Source organism: Stenotrophomonas sp. GD03654 (genome assembly GCF_029845105.1).
Lineage (GTDB): Bacteria > Pseudomonadota > Gammaproteobacteria > Xanthomonadales > Xanthomonadaceae > Stenotrophomonas > Stenotrophomonas africana.
Genome location: NZ_JAOCLC010000025.1, coordinates 39065 through 65033, shown reverse-complemented (window position 1 = coordinate 65033; position 25969 = coordinate 39065). Strand labels below are relative to the sequence as shown.

The following is a 25969-nucleotide window of genomic DNA, read 5'->3' as shown; positions in this document are numbered from 1 at the left end:
GACAAACAAAAAGGCCGCCCGAGGGCGGCCTTTCTGCGTGACAACGTCGCCAGGACGTCAGTGCATCATGTGCACGTTCATGTTGTGCATGACCCACAGGGTCCCGATCACGATGATGCCGATCACCACCACGGTGAAGGCCGCAGCGTTGACGTTCCAGCGGCTTTCCGAAGAGCGGTCCAGGTGCAGGAAGAACACCAGATGGACCAGCATCTGCAGCACCGCGGTGACCGCGATCACCACACCGTTGACGGTGCGCGAGAAGTCGCCCGACATCACCATCCAGAACGGGATGACGGTCAGCACCACCGCCAGCACGAAGCCGATCAGGTAGGACTTGACGCTGCCGTGGCTCTCGCCGCCGGCTGCGTGGTCGTGTGCATGGTTGTCATGTGCCATTACAGCGCTCCATTGAGGTAGACGACGGAGAACACGCCGATCCAGATCAGGTCCAGGAAGTGCCAGAACAGGCTCAGGCACGCCATGCGGGTCTTGTTGGTCGGGGTCAGGCCGTACTTCTTCAGCTGCACGAACATCACCAGCAGCCAGAGCAGGCCGGCGCTGACGTGCAGGCCGTGGGTACCGACCAGGGCGAAGAACGCCGACAGGAAGGCACTGCGGTCCGGACCGTAGCCCTGGTGGATCAGGTGCTGGAACTCCCACACTTCCATGCACATGAAGCCGAAGCCCAGCAGCCAGGTGATGCCCAGCCACAGGTACATCTGGCCCATCTGCTTGCGGTGCATGGCGATCATGCCCAGGCCGAAGGTCAGCGACGAGGTCAGCAGCAGCGCGGTTTCCCACGCCACGAACGGCAGTTCAAACAGGTCCTTCGCGGTCGGGCCACCATCGGTACCGCCTGCCAGCACCACGTAGGTGGCGAACAGCGAGGCGAAGATGAGGCAGTCGCTCATCAGGTACACCCAGAAACCGAAGACGGTGTTGCCGCCGGTGTCGTGGTGCTCGTGGTCGTCATGGCCATGGGCCGCCGCGTGCGCGGCGTGCCCGTGGCTCAGGGTCGAGGTATTGGTGCTCATGCCTTCAGCTCCGACTTCACCAGGCCCTGGGCTTCCAGGTGCTTGCGGTGTTCGTTCTCGATGCGTTCCACCTCGGCGGCCGGGACCCAGTAGTCCACGTCCTGGTCGAAGGTGCGGTAGATGAACGTGGCGATCATGCCGACGAAGCCGACGATGGCCAGCCACCAGATGTGCCAGATCATCGCGAAGCCGAACACCAGGCTGAAGGCACCGATGACAACGCCCGTGCCGGTGTTGCGCGGCATGTGGATGTCGGTGTACTTGGCCGGCTTCGGCCAGGCTTCACCACGCTGCTTGCGCTCCCAGAAATCGTCCAGCTCGGTGACTTCCGGCAGGGTGCCGAAGTTGTAGAAGGCCGGCGGCGAAGAGGTTTCCCACTCCAGCGTACGGGCATCCCACGGGTCGCCGGTCAGGTCGACGGTCTTCTTGCGGTCGCGGATCGACACGGCCACCTGGATGATCTGGCACAGGATGCCGGCACCCACGATGAAGGCACCTGCAGCGGCGATCAACAGCAGCGGCTCGTAAGCCGGGTTGACGGTGCTCTGCAGACGACGGGTCATGCCCATGAAGCCCAGCACGTACATCGGCATGAAGGTCACGTAGAAGCCGATGAACCAGCACCAGAACGCGCACTTGCCCCAGAACTCATTGAGGCGGAAGCCGAACATCTTCGGCCACCAGTAGGTGATGCCGGCGAACATGCCGAACACCACGCCGCCGATGATGACGTTGTGGAAGTGGGCGATCAGGAACAGGCTGTTGTGCAGCACGAAGTCGATGGCCGGGATCGCCAGCATCACGCCGGTCATGCCGCCGATGACGAAGGTGACCATGAAGCCGATGGTCCACAGCACCGGGGTGGTGAAGTGCACGCGGCCGCGGAACATGGTGAACAGCCAGTTGAAGATCTTCACGCCGGTCGGGATCGAGATGATCATCGTCGTGATGCCGAAGAAGGCATTGACGTTGGCACCCGAGCCCATGGTAAAGAAGTGGTGCAGCCACACGATGAACGACAGCACGCCGATGCAGGCGGTGGCGTAGACCATGCCCTTGTAGCCGAACAGCGCCTTGCGCGAGAAGGTCGCGATGACTTCGGAGAACACACCGAACGCCGGCAGGACCAGGATGTACACCTCCGGGTGACCCCAGATCCAGATCAGGTTGATGTACAGCATGGCGTTGCCGCCACCGTCATTGGTGAAGAAGTGCGTACCCAGGTAACGGTCCAGGGTCAGCAGCACCAGGGTGATGGTCAGCACCGGGAAGGCGGCGACGATCAGCACGTTGGTCACCAGGGCAGTCCAGGTGAACACCGGCATCTGCATCAGCTTCATGCTGGGGGTACGCATCTTCAGGATGGTGATGAAGAAGTTGATACCGCTCAGCGTGGTACCCAGGCCTGCGACCTGTAGACCCCAGATGTAATAGTCCATGCCGACGCTTGGACTGTATTCGATGCCCGACAACGGCGGGAACGCCAGCCAGCCGGTGGCAGCGAACTCACCGATCCACAGCGACAGCATGATCAGCACCGCGCCGGACACGAACAGCCAGAAGCTGAGCGAGTTGACGAACGGGAACGCGACGTCGCGCGCACCGATCTGCAGCGGCACGGCCAGGTTCATCAGGCCGGTGATCAACGGCATCGCCACGAAGAAGATCATGATCACGCCGTGGGCGGTGAAGATCTGGTCGTAGTGGTGCGGCGGCAGGTAACCCTCGGACCCGCCGACGGCAAGCGCCTGCTGGGTACGCATCATGATGGCGTCGGAGAAACCGCGCAGCAGCATGACGAAGGCGACGATGAGGTACATCACGCCGATCTTCTTGTGATCCACCGAGGTGAACCACTCCTTCCACAGATAGCCCCACAGCTTGAACTTGGTGATCAGGGCCATCACGCCCAGGCCACCCAGCACCGCGCCGATCAACGTCGTCAGGACGATCGGATCGTGGGGGATCGACTCAAGAGAGAGTTTTCCCAACATGTTCATTCTCCCGAACCCGCGTGGCCAGCATGGCCTGCGTGTTCGTGTTCGTTGGCATCCAGGTTTTCACCCGATTCCTTGGAATCATGCGCGTCACTGGGGGCGTGGCCCTCATGCGCTTCATGGCTGGCGGCATCGGCAGCGGCGGCACCGGCGTGTTCGTGCTTCATGCCGTAGTGCTTGTTGTCGCCCATGTGCTTGGCGATGACCCAGTCGAACAGGCCTTCTTCGGTCTTGCCGAAGTAAGTGACCGGATACCACTCGGCGTTGCGTGCTTCACCCAGGGCCTTGAACGAGGCCTTGTCCAGGGTCTGCTCGCCGGCGCGGACCTGGTCCAGCCACTGGCGGTATTCGGCATCGGTGACCGAGTAGGCGGTGAAGTGCATCTTGGCGAAGCCCGCGCCGCTGTAGTGCGAGGACATGCCCGGGAATTCACCGGTCTCGTTGGCGATCAGGTGGAGCTTGGTCTCCATCGCAGCCATCGAGTAGATCATGCTGCCCAGGTGCGGGATGAAGAAGGCATTCATCACCGAATCGGACGTGATCTTGAAGTTCAGCGGCGTGTTGACCGGGAACTTGATTTCGTTGACGACCGCCACCTTCTCTTCCGGATAGATGAACAGCCACTTCCAGTCCAGCGAGATCGCCTCGATGGTGACCGGCTTGACGTCCGAATCCAGCGGCTTGTACGGGTCCAGTGCGTGCGACGAGCGCCAGGTCAGGACCGCCAGTACCAGCACGATCATGCAGGGAATGGACCACACCACCACCTCGATCGCCGTCGAGTGGGACCACTTCGGCTCGTAACGGGCCTTGGTGTTGGAGGCGCGATACTTCCACGCGAAGGTCAGGGTCATGATGATGACCGGGATGACGACCAGCAGCATGAGCACGGTGGCCGTGATCAGCAGGGTCTTCTCATCCTGGCCGATCTGGCCCTTCGGACTGAGGATGGCCACGGCATCGCAGCCGGTGAGCATCACCAGCAACGACAGCAGCAGGCCCGGGCGCAACCAGCGCCCAAGGGTTTTCAACGGAATCATCGGTCGATCCAATTGCGAGGGAATGCCGTTCCCCGTCCTGCCTGTTCCGGCCAAAGCCGGTCCCACCGGTCCGGAAGACAGGTAGGGAGGTGGGGTCGAGTCAGCCTTTCAATTTTAGGCCGTCACCCATCATTTAAGAAAGGCATTGACATTGATCGAGCGCAGGAAAGGCCCGATTCTGGCTGCGACACGTTGTCGCACCGCGCGGGCGCGGCGGGCAGAACACCCGGGGGCGGCATCCTGGGATCGGGCGATGGTGCCTGCTCCGCCCGTGTTCGGCAAAGTGACCTGAACATGTTCAGACACGCGCGCGCGGGCAATGCATGGGATGCTCGGCGTCGGAGGAAGCCCCATGGACAAGATCGACTTCAAGGAGCGCGATCGCGCGTTGTACCAGCCCCCGGCGGGCCGGTTTGTGACGGTGGACGTGCCGCCCCTGCCCTACCTGATGGTCGACGGTCGCGGCGATCCGAATACCGCCCCCGCGTATGTGCAGGCGGTGCAGTGGCTGTACTCGGTGAGCTATGCACTGAAGTTCGCGCTGAAGGCCGGGGGCCAGGACTACGTGGTGCCGCCGCTGGAAGCGCTTTGGACCGCCGAGGATCCGTCGAGCTTTGTGGCACGCCGCAAGGATGAGTGGAGGTGGACGGTGATGATCCGTACGCCGGACGGGATCAGTCCAGCACAGCTGGAGGCTGCCATCGCCAAGGCGGCGAAGAAACTAGGCGACGTTCCGGCCAGCTTTCGCCATGAAATTCTTGAAGAGGGCCTCTGCCTGCAGACCCTGCATGTAGGCGCCTACGATGACGAGGGTCCGGCCCTGGCCCGTCTGCACGACGAACTGATGCCATCTCTGGGATACACCTTCGCCGGCCCCCATCACGAGATCTACCTGAGCGATCCGCGCAGGACCGACGCAGCGCGGTTGAAGACTGTGCTTCGGCAGCCGGTGCGGGCGCTTGAACCTGATAAGAGTTCGCGCTCATAACGTAAGGACTGTGATTGCTTCAAATGCCCAAACAAAAAGCCCCGACCAAGGCCAGGGCTTCTCATTACAACTGGTGCCGGAACCAGGAGTCGAACCTGCGACCTACGCAAAGGTGACTCGCCAACTGAACCGCAACAGCAGCCAAGCGGCGCCAAGGCCAAACACGCCATGCAGCAGTCGGCCATACCGGCGCAGATGTCACAGAGCATCTTCAGCCACGCTCGCCCACATTCTTTCCACAATTCTGGCCAGAAGCGCAGCTTTCACCGTTCATCCCCAAAGCCCTCCTTGGGTAGGATCCGGAAGCCAACGGGCCTGTCATTTGGGCTTGGCTCTTGCTTCCCCCGATCGGGCGGGGAGCGTCTCCCAACCTAACCAACAACGGGTACCAGTTTATGCCCCCTCCTCCCAAGGACCTTCAACGATCCTCCCCCGCCATACGCCTTCAATTCCAGGTGCAACAACGATGATCTTAGCAGTGAGATCACCGTCTGATCCTGTAGCGGGCATCCCCTCTTCGAGAACCAGTTGCTCTCTTCTCAGATCCTCCAGCGTCCCCGTGAGGTTAAGCCTCAAGAAGCCATCAGCATCTCTATTGTTGAAGTCGACAAATATTCTGAGCTCAGACATCTATGGCCTCTGCAGCCTTTCAACGGCCGGAACCGGATTGGATACTGTAGGGGAAAACAACCGGCTCGCTGCTTCCGGCTCAAGCCCTACAACTGTTGCGTGCGTCGGCGAGACCCCGCCTGTCGAGATGACATCACCTCCCGCAGCCCTTACCTGCCCAACCGTGGAAACACCGACCTGATTGTGAGTTATATTGCTGCACAACTGGCAGAACGACGATCCATTTGCACTCTCTGCGGAGAAACCGAAGGGCCCTGCTGGATGCTGGCCGGTACCCTTCCCAATTCCGGCCGCTGAATTTGCTCCCTGAGCGGAGCCACCTCGAACTACCAATGCACTGTTCGCCAATCGAGCTTCAGCCGTTGCGAGCCCTCCGACGGCCTGACCAGCGCCCCGCATCCCTTCCGCAACCATTAGTGCGGAACCGAATTTGTAGCCACCTTGCCCAACTTGACTCGCCGGCGCACCAAACAACGGGCCGCCATTTAGCTCCCGCGTTCGGGACATATCTACGGTGCCGTATACGCTCGGGCCAGCATTCCGGCCAATGCTGTAGGCAGCATCACCGACCGCGCGTCCAACGCCCCCCAGAACTGGCAGAAAGATGTATCACAGCGGCCATCAGGGTCCGTATATCGGTAAGGGTTCCCCGATGCGTATCTGTAGCGGTTGAACATACCAACTGGGTTTGCGTAAGCCGTCACCGGATCCACGGACAGGAACACACCCAACTGCGGATCCATGTACCGCTGCTGCATGTAGCTCAGCCCGGTGGCCGAGTCACTCACATGCCCGGTGTACCCCGGCCCGTCCTTGACCTGCCCGCCCAACTCGGCACCATACGGCTCAAACCGGCGTCGCTCGACAACACTTTTCGCAAGTCACCGGCCACCCTCAAGCAACAGACCGCAAGCAGGGCATACAACCAACCAAAGAAAAAATTAATTCATTGAAAGCAAATAAGGCAGCACAGACTCTATCACATTGGAAATTTGTTCAAACAAGACAACACCAGAAATACATAAAATCATAGTCCGCCACTTGCATCATCATGCTGAATCGAGGCCTCTTCATAGTCCAACGCGCCGCTCTCCGCGTACATACTCAAAAGATCGACAACACGCTGATAATCAACTTCGGCGGAACATCGACAGAAAAAAAGGTTTCAATATTACTCAACTCGGTAGAGCAGCCAAGACTTTCGAATCCACCCCGCATCTCGGATACCAATTCACTCGAATACGATATAACGCGAATTGTTGAATGCCCACCAGGAACTTTCACACCATCGAATACCAGATCACCATTCACTTCAGCTGCAAATACAACATCACCGAAACTGACAAGCCGAGCGTAAAACGGCACATTATCGATGCGATAGCCTTCACCTTGAGGGAGAGCCCACAACCCCTCCCACTCAACGGGAGGATATCCATTCTGCTTCGGCAATCTAAATAAAATCTTTACGTACTGGTCTATACTCATGGCATCCGATCTTTGGGAGGAATCCAGTCAACTCTATTGCTTTTATTAATATTACAGGAACTACACAAAACCCGTCCATTAGAAGGCGCCCCATCCCCGCCTTTTGATTTCGGAATTATGTGGTCAATCCTGGTTTCGTTTTTTGGCATAGATACCCCTCGCTGACTCTGTTGAGCGGGAGTCGTAGCAACCAAACAGCCCTCGCGCGTCGTCTGACCACTGTTTTCCTGCTCATTTTTCTGAATCACCTCTCGCTTACCAGCTGGCGTAAAGTCCTTACCCGCACGCGGACCACCCGAGCTGCCTCTCGGTGCAACATTGCCTTGAGCTACCTGCCTGAACGCCGCACCAAGGAAAGAACCAACAATAGGTGTTGTGTTTAGTGCAACCTGAGTAGCCGTAACAGCCGCGGGACCAAATTGCTCAAATGCGCCAGGATCCTCAGCGAACGCATCACCAAATCGTTCGGCAGACCTTTCTTGTCTACCATCCGGATCAATGAAACGATAGGGATTATTGTTGGCATATTTATAGCGGCTAAAGTTTTGATCTTTGCTCGGATCAGGTGCAACTGGATCCACCGAAAGAAACCGACCCAGCTGCGAATCATAGTACCGCTGCTGCATGTAAATCAGCCCTGTGGCCGAATCGCTCACATGCCCGGTGTACCCCGGCCCGTCCTTGACCTGCCCGCCCAACTCGGCACCATACGGCTCAAACCGGCGTCGCTCGACAACACTTCCTGTGCCATCCGTGACAGCGACCGGGCTGCCCAGTGCATCCACATGCACCCAGGTAACACCCGTCGGGCTGCGGGTGGCCAGCAGTCGACCACCTACATGGATGTACTCCGAGGCGCCCTTGCCTCGTCGCTCTTCATGCACCACCTGCCCGGCCAACGAATACATCGCGCGCAGGCGTTGCCCCTGGGCGTCGTAGGCCACCGCACGCCGCCCATAGCCGAGACAAATAGCCCCGACCTAGGCAGGAGCATTTCATGCAACTGACACCGGGAACAGGAGTCGAGCCTGTGACCTACTTATTACGAATCCAGCAAACAGGCCACACGAGCAAACAAAGCGGCTAACAACGGGCCAGACAGGCACTACTCGCAAGGAACGGGCCCGAGACTCTCAGAGCCAAGTGCGCCAAATGCGCCAAATCCACGGATATCTACAGAAGCACGAAATAGCGCAAGGACCATCACTTCCGCATCATCAAGAAACGAATAATTATCCAAAAGCTCTGAAACCTCAACGGACACAAAATAATCGAAGTCCCAATTTCCAAGCCTCTCGACACTCAAAGGAATATTGTGAACTACATTTAAAATAATTACAGCTCCGCGAATATTCCCATTAGAAACACTAGCAACAGCAGCGTCAATTGCAAACTCAATCAACGCCCTTGCGGGAATCACCTCAATGGCTTCGACGTCTCCCGAAACCCCACTCAGAGCAGCTAGCGCATCACCAGCCCGCCCCCCGACAAGGAGAAAATTTCTTGCAGAAACCAAGGCCGCGGCAACACGATCAAATGAATTCACATGAAACCCCGTCAAATATAAATTTTGAGACCTTCCCTATGAAGATCTCTATATGACAAATCCTCACACCCATATCAGTATCCAGGCCCCGCAGAATACACCAAATCCGCCGGGCTCTTATATGCCCCCCACGGCAACTGAACCTCTCTTACAGGGACCTCAGACACTCCCGCTCGCGGCGCGGCCAATGCGCGATGGTGACCATCTAGAATGTAAAGCGCCCCTTCATGTCGCGTGACAACCAGAGACTCTCTCACAGCTCCATCGCTTCTTATACTTTTCACAAGGCGATCCAGGGCTTTATTGCTCATGGTCCTCCCGTGAGTCGCGATGAGGCTTCTCACCTCGGCAACAGCCGGCCTGATCTCCGGGCCAACCGGAGTTGCCATTGACGCAATGCTGATCACTGCCGCAATCGGAACCTCCCCGGACCCAGAATGGGCCGCCGAAGAAATTTCCTTAATATCGCCCCTAGCATCCTGAATCGTCGAAGCGACCATATCCACAAGGCGATCGACAGGCCTCTTGCTTTTCTCAAGGAGGAAAGATTGGTTTGCCGCCTCAATATCCTTACGACTCATCCGCCCATCGGGATCCGTGAACTTATACGGATTCCCGCTCGCATACCGATAGCGATTGAACTGCCCAACTGGCTGCTCATATGCCGTCACCGGATCCACCGACAGGAACACCCCCAACAGCGCATCCATGTACCGCTGCTGCATGTAAGTCAGCCCTGTGGCCGAATCGCTCACATGCCCGGTGTACCCCGGCCCGTCCTTGACCTGTCCGCCCAACTCGGCACCATACGGCTCAAACCGGCGTCGCTCGACAACACTTCCTGTGCCGTCCGTGACCGCAACCGGGCTGCCCAGTGCATCCACATGCGTCCAGGTAACACCCGTCGGGCTGCGGGTGGCCAGCAGTCGACCACCTACATGGATGTACTCCGAGGCGCCCTTGCCTCGTCGCTCCTCATGCACCAGCTGCCCGGCCAACGAATACATCGCGCGCAGGCGTTGCCCCTGGGCATCGTACGCCACGGCACGCCGCCCATAGGCATCGTAGGCATAGCGCTCGGCCTCCTTCACCTCGCGCAGCCTGTTGCCAAAGTCGAAGTCGTACTTGCGCCCGTTGCGCAGCGAGAGATTGCCTTGAACATCCCAGGCCAATCCGGCCACCGTCGCGCCAGCGTCATCGCGGACATTGGTCAGCTGATTGCGCGCGTCATACCAGAACTGCTGGCTGCGCACGCCGCCCAGCTGCGCGCTCAGTAGATTGTCCTGCACGTCATAGGTGTAGCGGAATGCGCCATCGCCCCCGAAGGAAGCCGACTGCGCAAGCGTCAGCCTGCCCTGGCCGTCGTACCCTATACGGATGTCATGCGCAGTTCCCTGCTGCCGATCGATGATTGCCGAAACATCACCATTGGCGCCGTACTGATACAGAAGCTCGCTGGCAGTACCATCCTTTAATTGCGACGGAAGCATCCGCGCATTGAGCACGCCCTGATGCTCGATGCCGTTGCCATAGCGCATGCCAGCGAGCGCACCGTTGGGATGCCAGGCGATGTTCTCGGCATAGAGCGCTCCAGCACTGTCAGAGATTCGTCTGGCCTGGCCAAGAGCGTCGGGCTCATAGCTCAGTGTCAGCCCTCCTGGTCGTGTCTCGCTGGACAGATTTCCGTTTCGATCGCGGCCATAGCCTATTGAAAGCGGACTGCCGCCATCGAGGGTCGACTCTTCCCATATGAGCTGCCGGCTTGGTGAGTATCGATAGCTGTTGACGACCGCGGCGTTCGGCCCATCGTTGCTGGTGATCACCTTCGAGGGAAGCCCGTCAGGCGTGTACTCCCAGCGCTGATTGCCCCTGCCATCAGGAAAGCGCAGTTCCACAAGGCGGTTTCGCACGTCGTAGACGCGATCGACCCGACGTCCAGAAGACCAGGCCGATTCGCGATCACAGCGCCCGGCATCCGGCAGTGCCAGGCCCGCAGCAGACCAGATCACATTGCCAGCCCCGTCATACTCCATCACGGTCGCACCGGTTTCCGGCTCGATCACCTTGCATAGCCGCTGCTGGGCGTCATACACGTATCGCCGAGCAGCACTGGCGGGTGACTGCGGCGCGCTCACGCTGATCGTGATCTCGTCGCTACCCGATGCCCCCCTGGAGTCGCGGGCAACGGCGCGCAGCGTGTGCGGTCCTTCGCCCAGCCCCGTCAGCTGCACCTGATAGGGAGCCGAGGACAATTCCGCGACAAGCGCTCCGTCCCGGTAAAGCCTGACATCACTGACAACGCCGTCGGCGTCGCTCGCCGAGGCGCTGAAGAGCGTGGTCGCAGGCGTGGTCAGCGCAGTCGTCGCTTGCGGGGCGGTGATGCGGACGACTGGCGCCTGGTTCGCTGAGAGCGCGTGATGCCCTGAGCCTTCGAGCGCAACCGGCTGTCCGGTCAGCGCGGAAACACCATAGGCGTGAATGGTCTTTCCCAAGCCAGCCTGAAGCACCTCAGCCGAAGGAGTGATCAGGAAGTTATGCGCGCTCCCCGTTGCGCACTGGGCCGCCCTTTCAGTGGGACCTGCCCGGTCAGCCAGATACTCTCCAGCAGATAGTCCTGCGCCCTCAGGCCCTCCAATGAACACACGCACTTTGATCGGCCCAGGCACATGCGTCGAGCAGGCCCAGCCGACGATATTGCCGTCCCGCAGACCCGTGATCGCACCTGAGACCTTTGATGCGTGCACGGTCCTGGAGTCACTCAACGCCACCGCTCCACGCGTATCGCGTACAGATGCCTGTACCGTATGGCTGCCCGGTGATGCCACCCAGTCAACAAAGTGATTGGGCGGGGACGTCACGCCGATCGTGGCGCCGTCCACGACGAAGCTCACCGATGCAACGCCATCGTCCGCATCGCTGGCCGTTGCAGAGAGACGAATGACCGTGCCTTCTGAGTACACGGCGCCATGCGCCGGAGATACCAGCGTTACGACTGGCTGCTGGTTGGCCGGCACCACGAACACGCCTGACCGCCCTATCTCGTAGTTGGCTGCTCCAACGGGCGAAATGCCGTGCACATGGATGGTTTTCCCCTGATGCGCTGCGATCAGCCCGCCATCAATGGGTATGCGGAAACCGTGTGCGTCACCCTGCGTCCCGCAAGCGGACGCTACGCCGGCACCGGCAGGCAGATCTGCTCGGGTCGAGGAGACACCAACCCCCTGCCCAGCAGCGCCCCCCACATAGAGATGGACGTCAATCGGAGTTTCGATCCCCGTCGAGCAGGCCCATCCCACCAAGTGGGCTCCAGAGATTCCGTCGATGTAGCCCGTAACGTTGGAAGCAACGACATTGACCATCGGCGCGGGCGTTTCACCGCCGAACCACTCCACTCCGTCCTGCACCATCCGCCACTGGAATCCGTGCTGACCGGGCTGTGTAGGGGCTCGCACGGTAAAGGGGATAGTCACCGTCTCGTTGGGTGCGACGGGCCCCGGCAGGTTGGCCCGGGAAGTTCCCCAGGTCAGATTGTCAGGGGGATACCAGGAGCCCAGCCTGAAATTCTGCTCATTCGTCCATGTGGCCTTGCCAATGTTCTTGTAGGTGACACTGACTGCATAGAGCTGCCCGACCACCATCTGCGTGGGCACCGACATCGAGATGTAGGTCGACTGCCTTTGAAGCGAACCTGGCAGGGGTTCGTAGTCGTCCGGACAACCTTTCGTTGGATGCGGCCGGCTCCCATCCTCACATCGTGGCGGGGCGGCGAATGCTGATGCGCACAACAAAAGCGATACCACGAGTACCGCGGCATGCAGCCCCGGGCGCCAGACGAAGCACGATTGCCGAATCGGTCCAGGACGGCTCATCGCTTGCTCCTTTCAATGCTCAAGGGCTTGCCCCACGCGTCGCGCTGGATGGACGTCCGAGCCGATTCGGGACGATCAATGACCGCAGGAAGCTCTTTCACCGGAGCACCATAGCCATCGAATCGATAGGCCGTGACCTGCCCTTCAGGGAGTCGGGTCAGCGCCGAGTTGCCGGCCTGGTAGGTCGTGACTGTGGTCAGCAATCCAACTTCACTGTCTTGGGATGTCGAACTCACTCGTCCCACAGCGTCATATTCGGTCCATACACCTGACGTCGCGCCTTCCGGTGTCCGTGTGGGATAGGACTCGAAAGTAGTTCTCCCCGCTTCGTCATAGCTGCGCCGAATCCAGGCAACAGCATCGGCACGTCCGTTGTCACGCCTGGTAGAAAGCACCGGCTGCCACAGGGCATCGAAGAACTGTTCGTTGACTGCATTGCCTCGCGTCTCCGTCCTTCGCCAATGCCCTGCAGCAAGTCCATGCTCCGCGCTGCCAACGGGTCCGAATGCAACTGCCACCGGATTGCTGATGCTGCCGTCGCAAACCCCAGCCGTGGCAGCCGGAAAAGTGATGCCACTTATCCGGCCCATACGATCAAATGCGTAGCAGGTCTTGTTGTTGGCCTCATCGACCACGGAGGTGATCCAGCCATTAGCATCGACGTCGACACGCTGGGAGGTACCGTCGGCGAAGACGGTTTGGCGTGGCGTCCCCCGGTACCACTCTGAAAGGAGTGTCGCATTGCCCCTGCCGTCCACGACACTGCGCAGATTTCCGTCGGGCCAGTACTCGGCGGTGCGGTCAATGCGCCCAAAGATGCTCACCAATATGGGTCGGGCCTTGTCGTCGTAGGTCACCTGCTCGGAAGCAACCGCATTCCCGGCCAGTGATGTTGTTCCGGGCAGATCCAGCACCCAATGCTGCACGTTGTTCACGGGCGCGAAATCCAGAGTGCGACCTCCGCCTGTGGAATCCAGATCGGACCGGGACAAGGGTTGCGCAAACGCGTTGTAGCCCCCGAAGATGGAACGATACCAATCACCATCCAGCTCGATGTCCACCTGGTGAACTGGCGTAAGGCTGCTCAGCGGAGCGAAATTTGACGCCCATGGTGAACTGGCGGGCACAGCGCCCAGCACCGCAGGATAGGCATTCCCGCTGGATGGAGCGTAATGGTACCGAGTCGTTCTGGTTGGAAGCGTAGCTCCTGTGCCTCCGTCCTCGACCACCACCAGCTTGCCCTCGTATGCGCCCCATTCGTTGCTGAAGGTACTGCGCACCCAGCGGCCGCCGGGCAGCGTTTCGGTCGTCTGCACAGTTCGGATACACCCCCAGCGCACTGATGAGTCCAGCTGGGATTGGGTGCTCCATAGGCGTATTGCCACGTCTGGTTTACACCTGGACCGGTGTACGTTCTTGAACTCAGCGCATACACGTCATAGGCGGAAGGGGTCACCACGTGTTCTTCGCTCATCGCATTTGCGGGAACACATTCGTAGGGCACGTTGGATCGCCCACGTCTGGCAACATTCAGCAGATACGTTGCGGACAAGCCCGAGGGTCCGGCCATCGAAGCCTGTACGGGCCGATTGATGGCTGAAGTATCAGGAGGCGCGCATTCCGTGGGCGGCGGCGGCGCAACCAGTGAATAGAGCGTGCCCAGATCGAAGGTGTAACGGCTTCCATCCGGCTGAGTCACCGATTTCAGGCTCTTGAACTGGGAGATGGCAGATGTCCCCTCGATGGCGTAGCTGTAGGTCCACACACGACCATTGGCATTCATCGCAGTGATGACATCGTCGTTCCATTCGAACGTGACCAGACGACCATCGCTGCCGCTTATCGAGATCAGTCTGTCGCCGTCATAGTTGTAGTCGACAAAATTCCCGAAGCGATCTTCGATTCGACTGGCAACCATGGCGAGCGTGCTTACGCGTGCGCGTACAGGCGGTGCCGGGTCTCTCTCGAGGATGTGGACCTGCGATCGGCGGGAGACCAGCAGACGATCCAACCGGTAGCGGTTGCCTGCTGGAGACAGGAAGCTGAAGCCCTCGCCCTCCTGCCCATTGGATGTCTGCGGCAGGCAGCTCGCCTGCCAGCCCGCCTGGGTCACAACGGGATAGCCTGCCGGATTGTTTGAGGGCGCCACCGGATTGTTGGGATCCCGGCGCATCGGCATCTGCGTTCGCCCCAGCTCGTCAACGAGCTCGTAGCCCTCCCACCACTCCCTCACAGGGATGGGAATGACCGGCCCACTTGCGGAGAAGAAGGTGCAGCGCTTCAAAGCGTCCTGCTGGACCACACGCCAGGGCTTTTCCGCGCTTCCCCTTGTGAGCATGTGGGGTATGGACGGCGACCAGTCTGCAAAACCCAGGGGGCCATCGCCCTTTCGATAGCGTCCCAGCTCATACGTTCTGCCGATGACGATATCCGGCCCCGTGCCTTTCAGAACCAGATCGGTCTGGTGAAAGGACAGGTCCCCTTTGTATTTGTCCAGGCGCTCGCCGAAGGCATTCTGGTCAAGAGGGGCGACCGTACTTCCAACCTTGATCGACTCGGCATAACTGGGAACCTCCTGCCCTTGTGCATGAAAAGCGGTCAGGCCACAGGTACCTGAGACCAGGAGGATCCAGTTGCGAACACGCGCCTTCAAGGCCCCTCCTTTGCGGGACTTGTACGTGCTGGCAGCCCCAGACACTCGTCTTCCCTGCATGCTTCCCCCTCCCTACGTATGCCCCCGAGAGCGGGAGCCGCGCAATGATTGAAGAATCCTCCGTCCGTTGGCGATCTGGAACCTCGATTCCAGGCACAGCTGCGCCCCTTCCCTGATGTTTGACCAGGGACGACAGTGCAGACGTTGGAGCCGGTACGAATTCCCCTTCGCACCCGCCCTCTTGATAGCAGGCTCCGGCCCGAATGTGAATCAGATTAATCTGATAACCCTGCGGAGCCGGGGCCAGCCCCCACCCGGGTCGAACGCCCAAACAAAAAGCCCCGACCAAAGGCCGGGGCTTTTCTACAACTGGTGCCGGAAACAGGAGTCGAACCTGCGACCTACGCATTACGAATGCGCCGCTCTACCAACTGAGCTATTCCGGCGGAGCCCGCGATTTTACGGGCTGGGCGCCCCGGCGGTCAATCCATCCGGCTCAGCTCGCTTCTACCCGGTTGGCGCACACCCGCCCAGCCGCGAAATCCTGCAGGTTCCCCAGCGTGATCGCCGAGATCTCCTGCAGCGCCTCCACGGTGAAGAAGCCCTGGTGGCCGGTCACCAGCACGTTGGGGAAGGTCATCAGGCGCTGGAAGGCCTCGTCGTCGATGATCTCGCCGGACAGGTCCTGGAAGAACAGCGCGCTTTCCTGCTCGTACACGTCGATGGCCAGATGACCGAGCCGCCGCGACTTCAGCGCGCGGATCACCGCATGGGTATCGACCAGCCCGCCGCGCGAGGTGTTGACCAGCATCGCGCCCGGTTTCATCCGGGCCAGTGACGCATCATTGATCAAGTGGTGGGTCTCAGGCGTCAGCGGGCAATGCAGCGAGACGATGTCGGCGCGCGCCAGCAGTTCATCCAAGCCCACCCTCTCGCCCACACCTGCGAAGTCCGGTGACGGATACGGATCATGCCCCAGCACGATGCAGCCCATGCCCTTGAAGATGCGTGCGGTGGCCAGGCCGATCTTGCCGGTACCCACAATGCCGACCGTGCGGCCATGCAGGGTGCGCCCAAGCAGGCCATCAAGCATGAAGTTACCTTCGCGCACGCGGTTGTAGGCGCGATGGGTCTGGCGGTTGAGGGTCATCACCAGCGCCAGCGCATGCTCAGCCACCGCCTCCGGCGAATAGGCCGGTACGCGTGCGACGAACAAGCCCAGCGCTTTCGCAACCGCCAGATCCACGTTGTTGAAACCCGCGCAGCGCAGCAGCACGGCCCGCACGTCCATCGCATACAGGACGTGCAGCACCGGTGCATCCAGACGGTCGTTGACGAACACGCAGACCGCGGCGCAGTCCTGTGCCAGCGCAGCCGTGTGCACGTCCAGCGCCACATCGAAGTACACGAACGCAAAGCCGTCCCCAGCCGCATCGCGCTGGTTTGCCTCATCAAGGAAACGGCGGTCGTAGGGGCGGGCACTGAAGACGGCGATCTGCATGGTTGGGCCTGGGTGGAATGCCCTGCCGACCATACCGCAGCAGCGCCCGCGTTGGGATGGCACCGGCGATGCCGTCATCGCCGGTGCCGGGTGCCACTCAGAACCTGTAGCCCAGGCCGAGCATCACGCCGTTCTGGATCTGCCCATCGCGGCGCTCACCCACGTAGTCGGCCATGATCGACAGGCGCTCGCTGGCGCGACTGGTCACGCCCAGGTTCCAGGCCAGCACCTGCTCGCCCACGCGCTGGCTGCTGGCGCCGAACACCAGATCCGGTGCCGCGGCGAAGCCGGTGCTGTAGCGGGCCTGCGAATCGCCCAGTTCCTTCTGCCAGACCACCCGGGCGCGCGGGGTGATGCGCTCACCGTTGTTGCCTTCGAACGTCTTGAACAGCTGCAGGCCGGCACCTACGCGGATGCTCTCCAGGCTGCCACTGCGTCCCACCAGCGCGCCAGCGCCCTGCCCTTCGTTGAAGCGGGTGGCCGAGGTACGCGCGTAGTCCACCACCGGCAGCAACGGCTGGATCACCAGGCCCTTCCCGGTCGTGAAGGAGAACGCATGCTCCACTCGTGCGGAGATCGCATCGTTGCTGTACTTGGCGCGAAGCGGCTGCTGCAGGCCGTCGATGCCGCTGACACTGCGGCGGGTGTCATGCCGCAGGTCGGTGTAGCGCACGGCTGCCGACAGGTAGCCCCGCGAATAGGTCGCGTCCAGATAGCCACCCACGTCCAGCGCGCGCACGTCACCGCTGAAGTCGGAGCCGTCGCTGCCCTTGGTCGACATATCGGCCGCCGCCACGCTGACGCCCAGGGTGACGCGGTCATCGGCCACGCGGGTGTCTGCACCGATCACGATGCCACCGATGTTGTGGCTCAGGCCAGCGACGCCGCCATCGGCATCGATGCGGCCATGGCTGGCGAAACCGCGCGCCCAGATGCCGTGGCTGCGTCCCGCATCACCGCTGGCCGCAGCGCTGCCCGATGCCGGCTCGACCAGGTGCATCGCCAGCTGGTTGAACAGGCTGCCATGGCGCATGCCCGGCTGGGAGGAGACCGACTGCGCCACCTGCGAGGCCAGGCCGTCGGCATCACCGCCGCTGCGCATCGCCGTCTGGTGCTGCTGCACCACGTTGCCGATGCTGCCCACCAGCGCGTTGTCGGCCAGGCGCAGGCTCGCGTGCGCGTCACCGCGCAGGGTACCGGCCTGCTGCGCGATCACATCACGGTCGGCGAACTGCAGCGCGCCCAGCAGCGACTTCAGGCTGCTGTCCTGGCGGTCGGAAGCCGTGGCCAGCGCGCGGCCCAGGCCATCACCCGAGGTGCCGTTGGCGAACAGGCCCAGCTGATCGAAACCGGGGTTGGCGGTCAGCCACAGGCCATCGGCGGTCTGCTTCACGTTGAAGCTCAGCAGCGAGTTGTGGCGCGGCCGGAACACCTCACCGCCGGTGATGCTGGCGCGGTAGCCGGTATCGCCCAGGCGCACGGCCTCTTCGAACCCGCCCTGGTAGATCGGGCCCTGCACAAGATCGCGGCGGAAATCCTGGCCGTAGTAGCCCTGCGCCACGTTCAGTTCGAGGAAGGCGCCCTTGGAGATCACCAGCGCCCCATCGGTCTGCTTGCTGTCGAAGAAGCTGCCCACGCGGATGCGGCCACTACCGGTGCCACCGTTTTCGGTGACGTCGAACAACACCTTGCCGCCCGGCATGATGTTGACGTAGCCGTGGGTGACCAGATCGCCACCGCGCGGCATCAGCGTGCCGTAGACACGCAGGCGGTTGAAGCCATCCTCGCGCCAGGACGGTCGCGTGCCGCTGGCCAGTGCACTGAGATCCATCGCGGTCCCTGCCACGTCACCGTGGCCAACCAGCATGCCGGCGCTCATCACGCGCACTTCTGAAGCACGCAGGGCGCCGCCCTCCAGGGCGATGGTGCCGTTGTCGACCAGCATGAAGTCGGCACCGGTGGTCGCGGAGGTCCGCCAGGTGGCGCCATTGGTCACGCGGATCACGCCCATGGCGTTGTCCAGCGTGGACACATCCAGGTCGCCCAGGCGCAGCTTGGACAGCAGCAGGGCCTTGTAGGTGGGATCGTTCTGGTAGTCCTGTACCGAGTTCGCGCCGATTCCCTGCGGACCATTGCTGGAGGCGTTGTAGATGCTCTGCGCCAGGTTGATGTAGCTGGACTGCCAATTGGTGTTCCAGCGCGCGAAATCATCGTCGACGAAGGTCTGCAGCTGGCGACCGGTGCGCAGATAGCCGGGATTGATGTCGCCGCTCACGTTCGCGCTCACATTCAACGTATCGCCCGGATCGCGGTACCCGCTCGCGGTGATGATCCTGTTGCTGTAGATGTCCTGGCCGGGGAACGACTCCAGCTTGCTGCCGCTGCCATCGGGATCGAAGGTGACCGAGGGGCCCGTGCCGCGAGCCGGATCGCGGAACACCAGCAGGCCGTTCGGCTGCACCACCTCGTACATGGCCTTGTGCAGCAGGCCGGCATCCATGCCACCACCATAGTTGCCGGTATAGATCTGGGTCATGCGCGGCGACGGCGTGTAGATCACCTTGCCGCCGTTGCTGGCCGCGTGTATCTGCACCGAGTCGATGATCGGCAGGTCGCCGGCCAGATAGCGCTCGACGCCACCAGACTGCATGATCGAGCAGGATGAAATGCAATTGCCGGACACGATGGTGTTCAGTCCGGAGGTGCGGATGATGCCCTGCAGCCACTCGCCGGCGATCAACGCACCACCATTGGACGTGCGCAGCACCACCTCACGGATCGGCCGGCCCTCGGCCTGCGCCTTGGCCAGCAACGCCGGCAGCGACACAACGTCGGCATAGGTGACGCCGCCACTGAGGAAGATGCGGTCACCCTGCACGTGATAATTCATTGCCATGACGTCATCAACCGCCGCGATGGCACCAACGCCGATCAGCCCGGCCAGGGCCAGGCTCAACTTCGAATGCTTCATACGTTCTCTCTCCACCCGCAACACGCGGGTACAGAGTCAAACGTCGGAGTACAGCGAACTCCCCCAGCATGCCCCGTCGATGAACATGAACGCATTCACAATGTGGCGCACAGTACTACACACTCTTCCCCATCCGGTCATCGTCGCGTAAAACTCGATGACGCATCCGCCAAATGTCCGTCGAGGCCAGCCCTGTCCGCCCCGTCCCCCCTGATCCATCGCGCGCCAGAGCCGCCCGTGCCTGCGGACGCCTTCATCGCGTTCGTACGTGAAGAACGTGCGCCGTTGTGCGCGTTCCTGCGCACGCGGGGCGTCGGGCCGGAGGATGCAGAGGACATCGCGCAGGACTGCATGGAGCGGCTGATCCGCTATCGTGCGCATGCCCCCGACGAACTGCGCCTGCTGCTGTATCGTATCGCCCGCAACCGCCTGGCGGATCGCGGCCGCTCGCCGCAATCGCGACCGCACCTGTCACTGGCCGAGCACGATGGCAGCGACGAGCCCACCAGCTCGTCACCGGATCCATTGCGCCAGGCCGAGTCCGGGCAGATGCTCTCCCTGCTGCGGCAGGCCCTTTTCAAACTGCCCGAGCGCGCGCGCGAGGTGTACCTGCTCAACCGGATCACCGGCATGAGCTACACACAGATCGCGCGGCACTGTGGAATTACAGCCAAGACCGTGGAAAAACACATCGCCCGCGCCCTGCAGGGCCTGCGCCAGGAGTTGGGACCAGACCCACTGCACAACGACAGGGATGCGGAATGAAAAGCCACCGGCACAGGGAAGACGCCTCGCTGTTCGAGCGTGCCAGCACCTGGGTGGCGCGGCTGGAAGCCCCGGACTGCACGCCGGCCGAGCGCGAGTCGTTCGAAGACTGGTTGGCTGAAGATCCTGCCCATGTCAAAGCCTGGGTGCGGGCCGAGAACCTGTTCCAGCAGGGCAAGGGCCTGGCCGCTGATCCCTGGTTGCGTACCGCGGCGGCACGCGCGGCGCGACCGCCCCGACGCCGCTGGCTGCCTGCGCTCGCCACCGCCGCCGGCGTCTGCCTCGCCATCGGCATGGGCTGGATGGTGGCCGTGGATGGCAATCCCCCACCCCAGCGCTATGCCAATGACGGCCATCTACCGCAACAGCTGACGCTGACCGATGGCAGCGTGGTCACGCTCGATGCCGGCACCGCGCTGCGTGCCCGCTTCGGCTGGCGCCATCGCGAGCTGGACCTCGAACGCGGCCGCCTGCAGCTGCAGGTCGCGCCGTCGCGCAAGGCGCTGCAGCTGCGTGCCGGCAGCAGCACGATCCGCGATATCGGCACAACCTTCCAGGTCGAGCGCCTGCAGGATGGTCTGGTCGAAGTCGCACTGCTGGAAGGTGCGGTGGAGGTCAGCAGCGGTGTGGCCCAGCACACGCTGGCACCCGGCCAGCAACTGCAGGTGCTGCCGTCCGGGCGCATCCAGCCCGGCCCAGCGCTGTCGTCCACGGCGGCGGCCGAGGGCTGGCTGCATGGGCAACTGGTATTCGATGCCACGCCGCTGTCGATCGTGGTCGAACGCATGAACCGCTATGGCCGTACACCGCTGGTGATCGCAGATCCGGAGATCACCGATCTGGCGGTCAGTGGCACGTTCCGCGCAGGCGATGCACAGGAGTTGCTGTCCGCGCTGGAACTGGGCTGGTCCGTCGCTGGCCAGACGCGCCCGGATGGCGCGCTGGAACTGCGCCGCACGTACTGAGGAGGTCTGTGGTGATGGCAGGACCGGGCGCGCTGCAGTGGAGGCTGCTCCGGCCACTGCTGTGCGTGGCGCTGTTGCTGGCGGCAGTGCCTGCGGCCATGGCCGGTGAGCCCGCTGCCGCCCACGATTACCGTATCGGCGCCGGCCCCTTGCCATCGGCATTGCAGCAATGGGCACGGCAGAGCGGTATCGCCCTGATGTTTGATGGCCGTGAGCTGGCAGGACTTCACACCGACGGCGCGCATGGCCAGACTGATCCGGCCAGCGCCCTGAAACAGCTGGTTGCCGGCATGCCGGTGACCATCCTGCGCACGCCTTCCGGTGGTTTCGTGGTTCGCCGTGTCCGCACCGCGCCCATCGCTGCAGCACCCGCCCCTGTGGCGGCGCCGACACCTCTGCACAGCCTCCCCGAATCGCCGCGCCAGGTGGAACTGGCACCGATCCACGTCACCGGCAGCCGCCTGCCACGCACCTCGGTACAGACCACGCTGCCGGTCACCACGATCGACCGCGCCGACATCCTGCGCAGTGGCTACGGCAGTCTGTTCGACCTGCTGCGGCACCTGCCCGGCATGAATGGCCTGCCCGCAATGAGCAGCGCACGCAGCGGTGATTCGCAGTACCTGCCGGTGGGTGCTGCGGCCACCACCAGCTTCGACGGCATGGGACCGCGTGCCACCCTGTTCCTGGTCAATGGCCGGCGCCTGCCACGCTATCCGATGGTGTCGCTGGAGCAAGGCGGGCTCACCGACCTCGGCGGCATTCCGCTGAGCTTCGTCGACCGCATCGAACTGGTACGCGGCGGCGCCTCGGCCATCTATGGGGCCGATGCCATGTCCGGCGTGGTCAACATCATCCTGCGCGACCAGGCCGATGGGCCCGAAGCCATGCTGCAGACCGGCCTGAGCAGCCGCGGTGATGCCGGCCAGTACCGCCTGCAGGCCGCCACCGGCGGCGCGCGCGGCAACGGGGACCGCTGGTTCGCCGGCCTCGATCTGCACCGTGTCGAGCACGTCGCCGGTGACCAGCGTGACTGGCATGCGGAAACCTCGCTGTATCCGATCGGCGCGATATTCGGCAACTGGTACGTGCCCGCCCGGCGCTGCGAGCCGCCCCTGAAGCGGCGCGAGGATGGCTGCTGGTTTGACAGCGCGCGGCCGCGTTCGCTGCAGCCCGCCTCGGATACTGCATCGGCCTACCTGCGCTACCGGCATGAACGTGGTGAGGGACGCTATGCCTATGTCGAGGCACGGGCCAGTCACAACCGCCAGCGCTTCGACCTGGGCCCGACAGCCGTTGCGGTGGTCTCGCGGGGAATCATCTTCAACACCGTGCTGCGCGAGGCCGGCAACGTGCGCCCCAGCGTCCGCGCCACCGATGCGGACGTCACCTTCGGCATCGGCCGCGACCAGGGCCGGCGCAGCTGGGAGGCGGGCATCAGCGCGCAGCGCAGCGAAGTCACCTTGTCCACTGCGGGTACCGTGCGCACGACGCGCCTGCTTGAAGCAACACAGGCACGCAGGTTCACTCCGGGTTTCGACGCGCCGCCGGCAGCAGATGTGGACGCGCTGTTTCCATCCATCCGCAACCGCGGCAGCACCGCACAATGGCAGGGCTGGTGGGGCCTGCAGCGTGAGCTGATGGCAATGCCCGGGGGCAATGCGCAGCTGGCCACCGGCATCGACCTGCGCCATGAACGCTGGGTCTCGCGTCCGGACGCGCTGCTGAGCCAGGGCGACCTTGCGCTGGGCCTGCCACAGCAGCAACGCAGCCTGTCGCGACAAAGCAGCGGCGTCTACACCGAGCTGGGCCTGCCGCTGGCACCCACGCTGCGCGCGGACCTGGCTGCACGCTGGGACCGCGACGGCGGCTTCATGGCGTTTTCGCCGCGTGCCGGGCTGCGCTGGAGCCCCACACCCCACTGGTCATTCCTGCTGGCCAGCGGGCGCGGCTACCGTGCACCGAGCCTGTTCGAGCAACGGCGGCCCCCCGGCTACTTCGGCTCCATCACGCTTCCGGTTTCCAGTGCGCTTCCGGAATGTGCAATCGCCACACGCGGTGGCGGCTGCAGCGTCACGGCCAACGTGGTTGAGAACGATGCACTCAAGGCCGAGCGATCGCGCAGCCATTCACTGGCAGCCACGTGGACGCCCAGCGACACGTTCTCGCTGTCGCTGACCCACAACATCGTGGAACTGCGCAACGAGATCCTCGCCCTGCAGCCGAGCGATGCAGTGTGGAACCGCAGCACCTGGGAACTGGATGAAGACGGCCACCTGAGCAGCCTGCGACTGTCGTTTGACAACATCGGCCGCACCACGTCCCGCAACTGGGTGCTGCGTGGCGAGTACCGCATCGACAGCGGCAGCGACGGCCAATGGTTGTTTTCGCTCGATGCGCTGAAACAGCAGGAACTGCGTCGCCGCCGTGACCACGAGGCCGCCGTGGACCTGCGCGGCCATGTGACACCCGAGCTGGCGGCGGTGTTGAACGTGCAATGGCAGAACAGCAACTGGGACATCGCCCTACGCGGCAACCAGGTCGGTCGCACCCGTGCCTGGCTGCCGGGGGCGGAGTGCCCGCAGGATCAGGTCGAACAGAATCACTGCATGAACCCACGCCAGCTGCGCTGGAACCTGCACCTGGCCCGCCGCCTCGGCCCACGTGTCGTCGCGGCACTGGACGTGCACAATGTGCTCGATGCGCAACCGATGAACTATCTGGTCGGCAACGGCGGGCAGATGCCCGGGCTGGACGATCCGCTCGGTCGCTATTACCTGCTTACCCTGCAGTTCCGCTGAAGCGTAGTAATCTACGCGCCCTGTTCCACCGCGGTCCCCTTCCCCCATGAAAGCCTATCTCTGGTTCTGGGGCGCGTTCCTGCTTTTCTTCGCGTTGCCCTTCCCCTGCATCCTCTATCTCGGCACCTCGTGGCCGGTGGCGCTGGCCGATCGCAGCACGCCGTGGCTGGCACTGCTGCTGCTCGCGTTGTCGCTGGCGCTGTGGCTGACCCTGCTGTTCGCTTTCCTGCACTACCTGTTGCTTGGGCCACCGCGCGCACTGCACCGGGTGCAGTCGATCCTGGCCGACGGTGAATCGCGAAGTGCGCTGATCGAGCAGGCCGAACAGACCGGTGTGCAGGTACGCGGCTTCGCGCAATGGAAACTGCAGGTGTCCTTCAAGAACCTGTCCGGTACGCCGATCCACGAACAGATGCTGGTGGTCGACAGCAAACCCCAGCTGCATCGCTTCGAGGTGGGCAGGCACATCGATGCGCGCCTGGGCCGGACGCCCGGGGCATTTCCCAACATCGTGCTGGACGGTGCCCAGCCCGAACTGAATGTTGCCAGCCTGTGGCGGCGGGGCATCGGTGCGGCACTCGGCATCGCCACCGTTGCCGCTGCCTATGTGGGGGCCTACCAGCTGCAGAGCGAGGGGCTGGGCTGGACCTTCCTGTCGTTCGGTCACCCGCTGCTGGTGTGCCCGCTGGTGCTGTGTGGCTATGCGGTGGGCCTGCGCCTGCTCGGCCGCCTGCTGCACGCCGATGCCCGCGGCGATGCGCTGAAGTATCGCGGCATCGGCGTGGAGGCCAAAGTGCTGAAGGTGCGCCAGACCGGCACCTACCTCAACGAACAGCCGCAGGTGGAGTTCCAGCTGGAATACACCGACCGCGAAGGCAACGTGCAGCAGGCCCGCGTGCGCCGCTTCGTCCCGCTGATTGAACTGGCCAACATCCCGCGCGAGCACGTGACGCTGCTGTACGACCCGGATGACCGCAGCAACGTGCGTCTGGAGGGAGTATGAAACAGCCGCCCTCAACCCGCACCGTGTTCCTGGTACTGCTGCTGGTTCTGGCGGGCGTGGCCGCTGCCGGCGGTGCAGTGCAGACCATCAGCGAAACGCTGGGGTATTCGGTACAGCCGGACCGGTTGCCACCCTCCGTCTGGTCTCAGTCGCCGCGCGAGCAACCCGCATCGCTTGTGCCGTCCCCGGCCCCCTTCCCCGCGGCGAGTACCGCTGCGGCGCCCGAGCGCAACAATCGCCTGTTCGATGCGGACTACCTGCAGGCTGCGCGCCAGGCACTGGAGCAGCTGCCGGCACTGGCCGGCCAGAGGCTCACGGTCTTCCACAGCATCCACTTCTACGACGATGGCCGCATCAACCTGGATCTGGTCGATCCGCAGCAGCCGACCCACGTCGACAGCTACCACTTCGAGCGTGGCCAATGGCGCAAGGGCAATCCAGTGAACCCACAACAGTTCGCCCCCACCATCAGCCTGCAGCGCAGCAGCACGCCTCTGGCCAACGTTGATTTCGATGCCGTGCCACGCGTGGCCAAAGCGCTGCAGGAACAGCGCAATGCGCTGCAGAACCCCGCATCCGAAGTCGGCCATGTCTACGTGATCGTGCGCAAAGCCGGAAGACTGGTATGGCTGCCGGACGAAGTGGCCGGTGATCGCGAATCGGTGCGCCTGCAGTTTGACGCACAGGGCAACGCCCGCGGCGTAAGCCGTCAGTAGGC

At 62.6% G+C, this 25969-nt stretch carries 19 protein-coding genes, 1 tRNA gene and 1 pseudogene; 6 read left to right on the top strand and 15 right to left on the bottom strand.

The genetic code is table 11. The features are described from left to right. Window positions 1-57: 57 nt before the first annotated feature. Genes cyoD through cyoA form a run of 4 tightly spaced genes read right to left on the bottom strand, consistent with a single transcriptional unit; the run spans window position 58 to window position 4074 of the window. Window positions 58-399: a cytochrome o ubiquinol oxidase subunit IV gene (cyoD, locus tag N5J73_RS11350; RefSeq protein WP_014036396.1), complete on the bottom strand. Its 342-nt coding sequence runs from the start codon at window positions 397-399 to the stop codon at window positions 58-60. Continuing rightward, window positions 399-1037: a cytochrome o ubiquinol oxidase subunit III gene (gene cyoC / locus N5J73_RS11345; RefSeq protein WP_005408583.1), complete on the bottom strand. Its 639-nt coding sequence runs from the start codon at window positions 1035-1037 to the stop codon at window positions 399-401. Before cyoC ends, cyoD begins: the two co-directional genes overlap by 1 nt. Then, the gene (cyoB, locus tag N5J73_RS11340) at window positions 1034-3031 is read right to left on the bottom strand and encodes a cytochrome o ubiquinol oxidase subunit I (protein WP_049447004.1); all 1998 of its coding nucleotides are present in this window, start codon (window positions 3029-3031) and stop codon (window positions 1034-1036) included. The genes cyoC and cyoB overlap by 4 nt, the downstream gene beginning before the upstream one ends. 2 nt (window positions 3032-3033) lie before the next feature. Beyond that, window positions 3034-4074, bottom strand: a complete 1041-nt coding sequence (cyoA, locus tag N5J73_RS11335; protein WP_032127566.1) for a ubiquinol oxidase subunit II — start codon at window positions 4072-4074, stop codon at window positions 3034-3036. A gap of 352 nt (window positions 4075-4426) precedes the next feature. Here cyoA and N5J73_RS11330 point away from each other — a divergent pair, with 352 nt between their 5' ends. Further along, window positions 4427-5062, top strand: coding sequence for a GyrI-like domain-containing protein (locus N5J73_RS11330; protein ID WP_049447006.1), 636 nt, complete (start codon window positions 4427-4429; stop codon window positions 5060-5062). A 393-nt stretch (window positions 5063-5455) separates the two neighbouring features. Here N5J73_RS11330 and N5J73_RS11325 read toward each other — a convergent pair whose 3' ends face one another. From N5J73_RS11325 to N5J73_RS11275, 11 genes and pseudogenes are all read right to left on the bottom strand, one after another. Then, complete coding sequence (locus tag N5J73_RS11325) at window positions 5456-5692, bottom strand: hypothetical protein (RefSeq protein ID WP_080354877.1); 237 nt, start codon at window positions 5690-5692, stop codon at window positions 5456-5458. Window positions 5693-6201: 509 nt separating this feature from the next. Then, window positions 6202-6528, bottom strand: a pseudogene (locus tag N5J73_RS11320) (RHS repeat-associated core domain-containing protein); the annotation flags it as partial. A 268-nt stretch (window positions 6529-6796) separates the two neighbouring features. After that, entirely contained in the window at window positions 6797-7177 is a 381-nt protein-coding gene (locus N5J73_RS11315; protein ID WP_279940955.1) for a DUF4265 domain-containing protein, read from the bottom strand. Further along, on the bottom strand, window positions 7174-8121 hold the full coding sequence (locus tag N5J73_RS11310; RefSeq protein WP_164078499.1) for an RHS repeat-associated core domain-containing protein: 948 nt from the start codon (window positions 8119-8121) through the stop codon (window positions 7174-7176). The genes N5J73_RS11315 and N5J73_RS11310 overlap by 4 nt, the downstream gene beginning before the upstream one ends. A 161-nt stretch (window positions 8122-8282) precedes the next feature. After that, a complete protein-coding gene (locus tag N5J73_RS11305; RefSeq protein ID WP_141097680.1) occupies window positions 8283-8723 on the bottom strand; it encodes a hypothetical protein in 441 nt (146 codons plus the stop codon). A gap of 74 nt (window positions 8724-8797) precedes the next feature. Then, window positions 8798-12592, bottom strand: a complete 3795-nt coding sequence (locus N5J73_RS11300) for an Ig-like domain-containing protein (protein ID WP_164078497.1) — start codon at window positions 12590-12592, stop codon at window positions 8798-8800. Next, on the bottom strand, window positions 12589-13653 hold the full coding sequence (locus N5J73_RS11295) for a hypothetical protein (protein WP_049447018.1): 1065 nt from the start codon (window positions 13651-13653) through the stop codon (window positions 12589-12591). The genes N5J73_RS11300 and N5J73_RS11295 overlap by 4 nt, the downstream gene beginning before the upstream one ends. A 23-nt stretch (window positions 13654-13676) precedes the next feature. Next, complete coding sequence (locus tag N5J73_RS11290) at window positions 13677-15245, bottom strand: hypothetical protein (protein ID WP_152906694.1); 1569 nt, start codon at window positions 15243-15245, stop codon at window positions 13677-13679. 370 nt (window positions 15246-15615) lie between these two features. Beyond that, a tRNA-Thr gene (locus N5J73_RS11285) sits at window positions 15616-15691 on the bottom strand. Between the two features lie 50 nt (window positions 15692-15741). Further along, a complete protein-coding gene (locus N5J73_RS11280) occupies window positions 15742-16746 on the bottom strand; it encodes a 2-hydroxyacid dehydrogenase (RefSeq protein WP_049447021.1) in 1005 nt (334 codons plus the stop codon). A gap of 97 nt (window positions 16747-16843) precedes the next feature. Further along, window positions 16844-19717 (bottom strand): autotransporter outer membrane beta-barrel domain-containing protein, encoded by a 2874-nt coding sequence (locus tag N5J73_RS11275; protein WP_049447022.1) that lies wholly within the window; start codon window positions 19715-19717, stop codon window positions 16844-16846. A 237-nt stretch (window positions 19718-19954) separates the two neighbouring features. Here N5J73_RS11275 and N5J73_RS11270 point away from each other — a divergent pair, with 237 nt between their 5' ends. The 5 genes from N5J73_RS11270 to N5J73_RS11250 are packed head-to-tail and all read left to right on the top strand — an operon-like array spanning window position 19955 to window position 25967. Beyond that, window positions 19955-20482 carry a sigma-70 family RNA polymerase sigma factor gene (locus N5J73_RS11270; protein WP_080354881.1) on the top strand — a complete coding sequence of 176 codons (528 nt, stop codon included), beginning with the start codon at window positions 19955-19957 and terminating at the stop codon, window positions 20480-20482. Continuing rightward, window positions 20479-21447 (top strand): FecR domain-containing protein, encoded by a 969-nt coding sequence (locus N5J73_RS11265; protein WP_049447024.1) that lies wholly within the window; start codon window positions 20479-20481, stop codon window positions 21445-21447. Before N5J73_RS11270 ends, N5J73_RS11265 begins: the two co-directional genes overlap by 4 nt. Window positions 21448-21461: 14 nt before the next feature. After that, a complete protein-coding gene (locus tag N5J73_RS11260; protein ID WP_049447025.1) occupies window positions 21462-24248 on the top strand; it encodes a TonB-dependent receptor in 2787 nt (928 codons plus the stop codon). Between the two features lie 46 nt (window positions 24249-24294). Beyond that, complete coding sequence (locus tag N5J73_RS11255) at window positions 24295-25251, top strand: hypothetical protein (RefSeq protein WP_049447027.1); 957 nt, start codon at window positions 24295-24297, stop codon at window positions 25249-25251. After that, window positions 25248-25967, top strand: coding sequence for a hypothetical protein (locus tag N5J73_RS11250; RefSeq protein ID WP_049447029.1), 720 nt, complete (start codon window positions 25248-25250; stop codon window positions 25965-25967). The genes N5J73_RS11255 and N5J73_RS11250 overlap by 4 nt, the downstream gene beginning before the upstream one ends. The last annotated feature ends 2 nt before the right edge of the window (window positions 25968-25969 follow it).

Coding starts and splice junctions, on each gene's coding strand:
- cyoC (WP_005408583.1), bottom strand. CDS start 1,037: ATGAGCACCAATACCTCGACCCTGAGCCACGGGCACGCCGCGCACGCG.
- N5J73_RS11265 (WP_049447024.1), top strand. CDS start 20,479: ATGAAAAGCCACCGGCACAGGGAAGACGCCTCGCTGTTCGAGCGTGCC.
- N5J73_RS11330 (WP_049447006.1), top strand. CDS start 4,427: ATGGACAAGATCGACTTCAAGGAGCGCGATCGCGCGTTGTACCAGCCC.
- N5J73_RS11300 (WP_164078497.1), bottom strand. CDS start 12,592: ATGAGCCGTCCTGGACCGATTCGGCAATCGTGCTTCGTCTGGCGCCCG.
- cyoB (WP_049447004.1), bottom strand. CDS start 3,031: ATGTTGGGAAAACTCTCTCTTGAGTCGATCCCCCACGATCCGATCGTC.
- cyoA (WP_032127566.1), bottom strand. CDS start 4,074: ATGATTCCGTTGAAAACCCTTGGGCGCTGGTTGCGCCCGGGCCTGCTG.
- N5J73_RS11260 (WP_049447025.1), top strand. CDS start 21,462: ATGGCAGGACCGGGCGCGCTGCAGTGGAGGCTGCTCCGGCCACTGCTG.
- cyoD (WP_014036396.1), bottom strand. CDS start 399: ATGGCACATGACAACCATGCACACGACCACGCAGCCGGCGGCGAGAGC.
- N5J73_RS11275 (WP_049447022.1), bottom strand. CDS start 19,717: ATGAAGCATTCGAAGTTGAGCCTGGCCCTGGCCGGGCTGATCGGCGTT.
- N5J73_RS11255 (WP_049447027.1), top strand. CDS start 24,295: ATGAAAGCCTATCTCTGGTTCTGGGGCGCGTTCCTGCTTTTCTTCGCG.
- N5J73_RS11325 (WP_080354877.1), bottom strand. CDS start 5,692: ATGTCTGAGCTCAGAATATTTGTCGACTTCAACAATAGAGATGCTGAT.
- N5J73_RS11315 (WP_279940955.1), bottom strand. CDS start 7,177: ATGAGTATAGACCAGTACGTAAAGATTTTATTTAGATTGCCGAAGCAG.
- N5J73_RS11250 (WP_049447029.1), top strand. CDS start 25,248: ATGAAACAGCCGCCCTCAACCCGCACCGTGTTCCTGGTACTGCTGCTG.
- N5J73_RS11280 (WP_049447021.1), bottom strand. CDS start 16,746: ATGCAGATCGCCGTCTTCAGTGCCCGCCCCTACGACCGCCGTTTCCTT.